General features: G+C 58.0%; 7 protein-coding genes. 2 read left to right on the top strand and 5 right to left on the bottom strand.

Annotated features, from left to right (window positions below):
* Positions 1-709 precede the first annotated feature (709 nt).
* Entirely contained in the window at positions 710-1,249 is a 540-nt protein-coding gene (locus tag FJ398_22350; GenBank protein ID MBM3840649.1) for a hypothetical protein, read from the top strand.
* Between the two features lie 457 nt (positions 1,250-1,706).
* Here the strand turns inward: FJ398_22350 and FJ398_22345 are convergent, their stop codons facing one another.
* Both FJ398_22345 and FJ398_22340 read right to left on the bottom strand, forming a co-directional pair.
* Positions 1,707-2,558 (bottom strand): hypothetical protein, encoded by an 852-nt coding sequence (locus FJ398_22345; GenBank protein MBM3840648.1) that lies wholly within the window; start codon positions 2,556-2,558, stop codon positions 1,707-1,709.
* 215 nt (positions 2,559-2,773) lie between these two features.
* Positions 2,774-3,070, bottom strand: a complete 297-nt coding sequence (locus FJ398_22340; protein MBM3840647.1) for a hypothetical protein — start codon at positions 3,068-3,070, stop codon at positions 2,774-2,776.
* A gap of 46 nt (positions 3,071-3,116) precedes the next feature.
* Between FJ398_22340 and FJ398_22335 the strand changes: the two genes are divergently transcribed.
* Complete coding sequence (locus tag FJ398_22335; protein MBM3840646.1) at positions 3,117-3,500, top strand: GxxExxY protein; 384 nt, start codon at positions 3,117-3,119, stop codon at positions 3,498-3,500.
* Positions 3,501-3,703: 203 nt separating this feature from the next.
* On the opposite strand, the gene FJ398_22330 is transcribed toward FJ398_22335, so the two are convergent.
* The 3 genes from FJ398_22330 to FJ398_22320 all read right to left on the bottom strand — a co-directional run bounded on the left by FJ398_22330 (position 3,704) and on the right by FJ398_22320 (position 8,466).
* Positions 3,704-4,189: a response regulator gene (locus FJ398_22330; protein MBM3840645.1), complete on the bottom strand. Its 486-nt coding sequence runs from the start codon at positions 4,187-4,189 to the stop codon at positions 3,704-3,706.
* Positions 4,111-6,519, bottom strand: coding sequence for a hypothetical protein (locus FJ398_22325; protein ID MBM3840644.1), 2,409 nt, complete (start codon positions 6,517-6,519; stop codon positions 4,111-4,113). Before FJ398_22325 ends, FJ398_22330 begins: the two co-directional genes overlap by 79 nt.
* A gap of 168 nt (positions 6,520-6,687) precedes the next feature.
* Complete coding sequence (locus tag FJ398_22320; protein MBM3840643.1) at positions 6,688-8,466, bottom strand: LamG domain-containing protein; 1,779 nt, start codon at positions 8,464-8,466, stop codon at positions 6,688-6,690.
* Positions 8,467-9,360 lie beyond the last annotated feature (894 nt).

Genomic DNA, 9,360 nt, shown 5'->3' with positions numbered 1-9,360 from the left:
AGAGGGTGTTACGAAAGTCCTCACAAGTGCTTGTATTTACGGGAGAAAATTGCATCCGAATGCTCTCGTCTTCCACAGAGACAGAGAACGATCCTAATTGGATAGACGGAATGTGCATGAAACCCTTATGTTTATTGAGGTTTTCTCAGTTTGCTGTTTTATTCAGTGCCCCAGCATTCAGCGCCAGAGCGAAATCCAAGACCATCGATTTTCCGCACAAATTCACGTTTTCAAACCACCCCTTTCGTAACACCCTCTGCGAAGGCGACGACGATAGCGCGTGAGTCGTAAACGCCAATTCGTTCGGATGTCCTGGCTGGCTTGTCTTGAGCACTGCCCCGTGGTGTCAAATTCATCATGACAATCTCCGTGGAGTTCGCTCGTTCTGGACAAAAACCATGCGCCGATAATCGCGAGAGCCAGGAGAAAACTGGCCAGCCACCATGGTCGCATGTCCCTTCGACAGCCCCAACCATTGCTCGTTCACTCCCGGTCAGGTAAGGTCGATCTGCTTGGGGAATTGAGCCGGCGAAATGGCGGTTGATCTCGAAGGCGGATCAGCTCTCCGTTTACTCTGGAGCGTGCTTCCGTTGCGCTCGGTGAGTCGCCGAGAGTGGCGAGCGGGTCGCCCGCGCTACCCACGCTAATAGATATTTCGGGAGGTCATCTCAGTGGAATTATTCAGATCGCTTTTTCTCCCGACGGGCAGATGCTGGCCAGCACGAGCGTGGACCGGGAGATTCGGTTTTGGCGCGTCGAGATCGAGCCGGAGGAAAACGTCTGGGCCAGGCGCGGCACGCCGATTGGGTTTTCCGCGGACCGCCGGACTTTGATCACTCTGGCCACGAATCAGACAGGAAACTTGATGAGCCTTGCCTTCTCGCCGGACGGCAAGCTGCTGGCGGGGGGGTATCGGGACACGGCCTGGGTGTGGGAAGTCGCGACGGGCGAAACGCGCGCGGTGCTGAAGACCCGCAATGCGAACGGCCTCGGCCACGTCGCGTTTTCTCTCGACGGAAAAACGCTGATCACGAGCGGGGCCGATGGCCGGGTCGAACTATGGAACATAGCCTCCGGACGCGTCGTCCTGACCGTGAAGTCGCCTTTGAATCTCGCTACTCGGGCGTTCTTCTCGCCGGACGGAAATTCCTTGGTGGTGGCGAGCCGGGTACCGGTGCCACGCCCGTTCGTTCAGATTCTGCAACCCGGATCGCTGGCCGAGATCGACGCGACGATTCGGGAGCGATAGGCGCGCGGCCTTCAGGCCGAGCCATTGGTTAGTTCGGCCCACGAAACACACGAAACACACGAATCAAACGCGTGGCCGATGCTGTTTTCCCCCACCTACTGGCTGAAGATTTCCGCGGCTTCAGCACCTTTATCTTTCGTGCCTTTAGAGCGTGTCCGAAAATTCCGCGGGGTCCTGTTTTCGCGCCAAAGGCCGGATGGCGAGGCGCGACGAAGGAGAATATCCTCCCTGGATCTTCGACTGAGGAGCAACGAAGCCAGGCGGCCTTTGGCGCGAAAACCCTCCGGGCGGCGGGTCTTTTGTCCGTGGCCTGCGTTGGCTCGGTCCTTACAGCCCGCGTTGGGGATGCTCGGACCTCGCCGCCTTGGCCACAGCCAAAATCCCTCGCCGCAGGACCCCGCGCAATTTTCGGACACGCTCTTAGTGTTTTTCGTGGGCCAAACTCTCGTTTCCAGGTTCACGCCCATTCCGGGAACCACAGCGTCTTCGCGGTCAAACCCAGGATCTGTTGCCGGGCGGAATCGCGGAACGGAAGGTCCTTCAAGAAAATCTGCAAGTGCTGGGAGTAAGTGACGCCCGGCGTCCAGAGTTCGCAGGGAAAATCGCTGCCCCAGACGCATCGCTCCGGACCGAACGCGTCCACGATTTTCAGGACGGTGTCGTGCATGTCGGCGCACGGATATTTCTGTTTGCTGCCGGTCGGAACGAACGTGAGTTTGGCGTGCAGATTCTTGAACCGCGCCAAACGCAACACGTCGTTGAGAATCGCGTCGTGCTGCGGGCCGACTTCGGGATACATGCAATGGTCCAGCACCACGCGCAGACTCGCGAAATCCGCCAGCATGCGGCTGAGATTCTCGGCGTTCTCGCGGCGGATGAGTGCGTTGATGACCAGACCTTCATCAGTCGCCGTCTTCCACAGTCGGCGCACGCCTTCGCCGTCGATCTGGCCGCTCTGGCCCGGAATGCTGCGCATGCCTTTGATCCCGAACTCGCGCTTGAACTGGGAAAGCAGCCCGGGGCTATGCGGATCGTCCGGATCGAGCGTGCAAACGCCGGCGGCCCAGTCCGAGCTGACCTTGGCGCTGTCGCAGATGTAGCGGTTGTCGAAGCGATAGAAGGTGGACGTTTGAATCAAACACGCCCCGCGCACGCCGTGGGATGCGGAGTCAGCGCGAAGGTCGCTCAGGGTTCCCTTGCCGCCGGGCGGCCGCAAGGGTTTGTCGATGGGCGGATAGCGTTTTTCGTCGTGCGAGTAAATGTGAGCGTGGGTGTCGATGATGAGCATAACGTCAATGAACTTTGTCACAGTAAGCACTGGCCGCAAGAGAACGCACAGATCGCAAAGATTTCGGGTCAGGCTTTTGCGATCTCTGAGTTCTTTTGCGGCAATAGAGATCCCCGCGTTACAGGCCCGTTTCTTCCGGAAGCCGGTACTGCGCCCACCGGCCCTGGCCTTCGACCACGAGGCGCCCTTCGCGTTCCAGTTTGCGCAGAAGATAAGAGGCCCGATGCCGATCCATGTTAAGCAATCACCAGAATCTTGGCGTCGGCCAGTTGGATTGAAGCGGCGTCCACAGGTTCACGGTTAAAACGGAATTCAAAACCGCAAAGCGATTTCTTGCCGCAAAGGAACGCAAAGATCGCAAAGAAATCCAGGCAAAAGCCTCCGCACTCTTTGCGGTCCTTGTGCTCTTTCGGGGCAACCCAAATCCTCGCGGAAATGCGGCCTCTGGACATGTTGCAGCGCGAAGATGGCCAAAGATTGTTCCGCACTTCTTTGTGGTCTTTGCGTTCTTTCGCGGCAAGAAAACTCTTCACGATCTGCCGCAACCATGGAATCCTCCGGTGCAACAAAAGGAGGTTTATGAAAACCATCAATGAACTGTGCGACATCGTTCGGCAAACCAGTTGGGACATCCACGTCTATCATGGACACGGACACCTGGAGAAAGTGTATGAAAACGCCCTGGTCCATCGGCTGCGCAAGCTTGGGTTGGAGGTGAAACAACAGCATCCGATCACGGTCCTGGACGAGGACGGCACCGTCGGTGAATTTTACGCGGACCTTTTCGTTGACCATCGGCTGCTTGTGGAACTCAAGGCGGTCCGGGCCGTCGCGGACGAGCACGTGGCGCAGTTGCTCGGCTATCTGAAGTCCACCCGGCTTGAGCATGGCGTGCTGATCAACTTCGGTTCCTATCGGTTCCAGATCAAAAAATATGTCCTGAGTGATCGCAGCCTGCCGTGAGTCCACCCAGTTTGCTCGCGAGTTTCCTTGCGACTTTCGGGTTTTTCCACGGTTGAGTCAAATCGCGTGCAAGGCCGAGGCATCGAGTGAACATCAGCGACTGCAGGAGGGGAAGCGGGAAGGTTGGGGGCCGCAAAAGATCGCAAGGAGCACAAAGATAGATCCGCTCCATTTTGCGCTCTCTGCGCTCTTTTGTGGCTAAATCACTGCTCTCTATCCTGCACATTTCCCAGAAACTCCAAAATCGCCTCCATATCGCCGGCGTCGTTCAACTGTTCAAGATAATCCGCCGCTGCGGCCTGGTCCGCTCGCGCACGGCGCAGCCCTTCGATCTCCTTGCGCAGTTCCGTGGCGCGATACAGTCCGGCGGATGCTTTCATGCGCGCCAGGAGTTCGGACGGAATTCGGACCGTTGCCGGATCGCAATCACGGCGGCGCGGTTCATCTTTCCCGGGAGCCTCCTCATACTCGAACGACGTTCCCAGCACGCGCCCCAACGCTTCGCACACTTCCCCCAGGCGGAATGGCTTTGAGATGAACGCAGCAAATCCGGCCCGGCGATAACGCTCCTGTTCGTGGCTCAGCACCGACGCCGAGATCGCCACCAACTTCACTTTGCCTGGGCCCCACTCCTGAATGATGCGTTGCGCAGCCTCCGTCCCTTCCATTTCGGGCATCCGAATGTCCATGAACACCACGTCAGCCAGAACACTCCGCGTGGTGATTCGCAAATGTCGTTGACGCCATTGGCAACCAGCCCATCGCGCGAATCCAACGTGGACCAAACGCGGCCATCGAAGCGAGTCACCCCCACCTCGGTCCCAAACCAACGGACACCTTGCGAATCGCGAAAGATCCCGTTGACGCCGCGGCCAATGCGGTCCCGGCCTTTGTAGTTTACGAACGCGCTCCCGTCGTAGCGCGATAGTCCATCGGCAGTTCCGATCCAGAGCACGCCGTCTGGGTCACTGCTGATCAGGCTGACGTTGGCATCCACCAAACCTTGTTCGGTGGAGAGCCGGGTGAAGTTCGTGCCATCGTACCGGATCAACCCCTCCCCGGAAGAACCGAACCAGACTTTGCCTTCGGCATCGCAATGGACGGTGGTCAGGAAGTTTGTCACTGCTACGGCTTTCAAACCAAAGCGATTAAAGCTCTTTCCGTCATAGTTTACGACTGAGCTTACCCCACTGCTGCCAGAACCAGTCCGCTGGGTAAACCAGAGCTTGCCATCGGGTGCGCGGTCGAAACGGCCCACTCCATTAGTGAAATAACGAGTGAAGTTCGTCCCATCCCACCGCACAGCACCGGAGTATTGGACGCCAAACCAGATGGCCCCGTCGTCGGCAAGGTGAATGGCGTTCACGTAGGTGTACCTTCGGTCCAGAGGCAAATTGGTTTGTCCCCTGAGTTGCTCCGGGGTTAGGTTGGCGAAGTTCGTCCCATCGAATCGCGAGGCGCCGCGATAGCCGCCAAACCAGACCGTTCCTTCCGGAGTTGCCAGCGTCCTCGTCACCGCGGTCGTCGGCAAACCATCGGCGGCGGTGTAATTCTGAAACGTGCTTTCATCGTAACGCCAGACGCCCTTGTTCGCGCCGAGCCATAGCACGCCATTCATGTCTCGATGGATGAACGGCATGTCGTAGATGCTGGTGTCCTTCGAGCCAAACTCGAGGACGTAGTTGACGAACGACGTTCCGTCAAAGCGGGTCAGGACCATATCGCTGCCCGGCCAGTTGCCAAACCAAAAGTTACCTCTGGAATCGCAGTAAATGGGATAGGGACCCGATGGAAACCCGTCCTCTTCCGAGAGCAGTCTGCACTCTTTTCCATCATACCGGAAGAGTCTTGCCCCGCTGGTGGTGAACCAAATCGTGCCATGCGAATCCTCCCCCACGCGGCCGATCGAGGCGTAGCGCAATGAACTAATGCTCGGTCGATCACCGTGTCGCCGCCGAGGCTGTGACAGTCGCATTTCGCTAATCGGATGGCGGATGGCGTTGGTCCCGTCGAAGGTGAAGAGTCCTTGCTGCGTGCCAATCCACATCTTCCCTTTGGAGTCGCGGCGAAAGCATGTGACAATGTTGGTCATCCCGGTTACGGGCGTTACTTCCTTCCCGTCGTATCGCCACAACCCACCGGCATTCCAATCGCCAAGCCAAAGTGGTCCTTCGGGATCCCGGTAGATCGGCCGGGCATATCGGCTCCCCATGGTTTCCACGAGTTTCGATTTCACGAAGGACTGGCCATCCCAGGCCGACAGGCCCTTTGATGTGGCAAACAACAGCGTCCCGTCCGGGCTCGCGGCAATGGAATCCACCCAGTCATGGGCCAACCCCTCCTGTTTGGTTAGATTGAAAAACTCCATCCCGTCATAGCGCGACACACCGCCATCCGTCGCAAACCAGATGGCACCGTCGGAAGCGCAGTAGATGTCGTTCACGTAATCGCCCGCCAGATCGTCGATGTAGGAGAAATTCTGCCACGTCCCCTTCTTGAAAGGGGCCAGGCGAAAATCCACCTTTTCCAAGGGCAGTCCCTCCACCAGTAACAGTTCGCCATCCTTGTAGCAAATCTGTTTGCCGGGAACGTGGCAGCGCACTCGGTAGGATCCGGGTTTCAGGTTGATAAACTTGAACGCGCCTTTGTCGTCGGTGATCGCGTCTGTCACGACACGGTCCGATGGCAGAGCGGGTCCGTCCCGGCGAGCCGGATTTTGGCTGATCGAACCGATCGCCTCCACGACTTGCACGAGCACATTTTGCAGCGGGGAATTGTCCAGGGCCAAAGTCGATCCAGAGATGCTGACAGCGGATTGGAGGGCCAAATCAACTTGTTGGGTTCCCAGCGGCACGGTGACGCCCAACTTCCAGGCGCCCTGTTCGCCGCTTACGGCCGAGACATCAAAGGAAGAATCGCTGACGTTGAACAAGAAAATCCGGTACGCGCCTGCGGCGTCAGTCGTGCCGTTTGCACGGACAACCCCATCTTGTTCTACCGTGACTCTGGCACTTCCCACGGGATTTCCATCTGAACCGGTCACTTTTCCCGCGATGACCCTTGCGGTGGTTGCTGAGGAACCCGGGGAAGCAGTTGGGCGAGTCGTTTCTACGATCTTCGCGTTTCCAACGAGTTTCCCATGGTAGGCGTTCGTCGAGGCGTCGTTCGCAGTGCCGTCATCGAAATTTCAGATAGCGACTAAGCCGGCCTCCCGTCCGGTGAGGTTCCTGAACATACTGTCGCGAATCTCCCGCTCCGTCCGTTCGCGATTCCAGACTCGAACCTCGTCGAGTTGTCCATCAAAGCGCCTTCCCTCTCCGTCTTCGCTAGCACGTCCAAGCCAATTCGGTTGACCATTAATCGAATTGAAGCTCCCGGTGAATTCGTTCGTCCCCACAAGTACTCCATCGCAAAAGAGCTTCATACCCGTTTTTCCGGAAACCGCGGCGATGTGATGCCATTTCTGCAACACAACGAGTCCCTCAACATTTACCTGAGCCACGGTTCCTTTTGGCGCGAGGAAATAGTTCAACCGGTTTCCACCCTGCAGTCGGATGCCCAGATTGTCCCAAGGAGCGCCGAAGGTGAAGACGCGCTGATCGCCTTCGTCGCTCTGGAACTTAACCCAGGCTTCAACGGTTGCGCTGGCCAGATTCGTAAAAATGTTCTCCGGGAGCGCGACACCGGTTTCTGAGCCTTCCAATTGGAGCGCCTTTTCCGGCTGGAGAGGAGCTTTCGGCGCGGGCAATTCCGCCTCGACCACCTTGGCATTGCCGACGAATTGGCCGTGAAACGCATTCTTGGACGAATCGTTCGCCGTCCTATCGTTGAAATTCCAGAGCGCGACCAAGCCGACTTCCTTGCCGGTAAGATTCTTGAACATGTTGTCGCGGATTTCCTGTTCGCTGCGTTCTCGGTTCCACACCCTGAGTTCATCGACTTGTCCGTTGAGAGTCGTTTCGCCCGCCGCATTCGCCCTGGCGTTTTGCCACCAGCCGATCGCATTGAGCAATTCGGGGTTGAGGTCGAACGGGTTCCTATGGTCATTGGCCGCAACCAGGACCCCATTGCAATAAAGCTTCATTCCGCCTCGTCCAGACACAGCCGCGATGTGGAGCCATTCCTGTAATTCGATGACTCCTCCGGGTGTCGCCAGGATTTCTCCAGCGCTCCAGAGCTCAACGCCAGACGGATCGGCGTTCACTGGACTCCCCGGTCTAACGCCCATGGTTATGTTGAATCCAAAGAAGTGCGCAAGGTAGAGAGGCACGGTCCGCGGGCTGCGCCATTTAACCCACCCTTCCACGGTGGCCGTGCTCAAGTTGGTGAAGATGTGCGGAGGGAGTGCGACATAGCTGCCTTTTCCATCGAGATCGAGGACTCTCTGGGTTCTCGTCGATGCGGTCGGCACGGGGAGTCGTGCTTCCACGACTTTCGCGTTGGCCAGGAGTTTTCCATGATGCCCGCCAGCACCGGCATCCTTCACGAGCCCATTCTCGATCCTCTCAAAATTCCACAGCCCGACCAAATCCGGTTCTTTCCCGGTGAGTTCATTAAACATGTTTTCGCGAATCTGGTGCTCGGTCCAGGCCGTTTTCCAAACCCGGAATTCGTCGATCTGGCCGTCGAACGTAATCCTATCCTGATGCACCGAAGGGAAACCGGTCCGGCCGAGCCTGTTGGTGCTGGATCCGATAGCGGCCAAACTACCGGTATAGGCGTTGCTGGCCACGAGCACTCCGTTGCAGTAGAGCGTCATCCCCTCGGGGCCTGATACTGCGGCGACATGGTACCAGGTGTTCAGCTCAATGATGCCTTCGGCCGTGGCCGAATGGATCGTGCCTTCGTTGTTGATGAGGAATGCAAGGCAAGTCGGCGGTTCCTGGCCGACTTGGATGTTGTTGTTGAATCGGCCAAACGTGAAAAACCGCTGCACGGAGGGTGGTTGCGTAGCCCGCCATTTCACCCACGCCTCGACCGTCCCGTGCGTGAGATTCGTAAAAATATTCGACGGCAGTTCGACGTAGGCGCCGGTACCGTCGAGGTCCAGGACGTGGTTCGCCAGAGCAGGTCGAGCGTTGAGCGTTCGCCTGGTCTTGAGCGTGAATGTTTGCCGCGCAGAGCCACGCGGTCATAAGGAGAGGAGCGAGGGTTTTCATACGCTGAATTGGAATCGCAACGCGCGGAAAGCTGTGTTTCGCGCAGAGGATAACATGATGCCCCGCTTATGCAAAGGGCGTGCCACCGGTTGGCTCCGGTCCCCGCGTGACTCTCAGATGCGGGAATCGAGAGGCACAGTGGTTTGTGGATGGCCAGTTTAGGGTCCGCGAAGCTCGGAAGGAATTTCGCCAGCCTGTCGCAGTGTTTTCCTTTCTCTGCGGAATGATTCCGCAGAGCCGCCGCTCTATGCGCAATCTATGCGTAACGCCGATCTCCCGGCCGGCAAGTCGCGCATCTTAGGGTCTGTGCAAAAATAAATTCCGGTTTTGCTGGAGGCGATTTCGCTTTCTGGCGAGGCACGACGAAGGAGCATAGCCAGGGCTCTGCGACTGAGGAGAAACGAAGTCAGAAAGCGAAATCGCCCCAGCCCTCCGGGGCGGGGCGGCGCCTGGCCTGCTGCTTCGTCGTCCGCTCGGTCACAGCCCGCTGCGGGGATGCTCCCCTCGCTCACTCCTCGCAGCAGGCCAGGCGGCGCTCCCGCCAAAATCCGAAGTTATTTTTGCACGGACCCTTAGTGGTCCGTTTCGTAAATACGCTCACGTTCGTTGCGCCCAATTTGGCCTGGGGCAAGGCGCGACGAGCGAGCATCCCCCGCCAGTGGGGCTGTGACCGAGGAGCAACGCAGCCCCAGGCAAAATTC

This window comes from Verrucomicrobiota bacterium (assembly GCA_016871535.1).
Classification (GTDB): domain Bacteria; phylum Verrucomicrobiota; class Verrucomicrobiia; order Limisphaerales; family SIBE01; genus VHCZ01.
The sequence above is the reverse complement of the archived record's forward strand: the minus strand, read 5'-3'. Positions and strand labels throughout refer to the sequence as shown.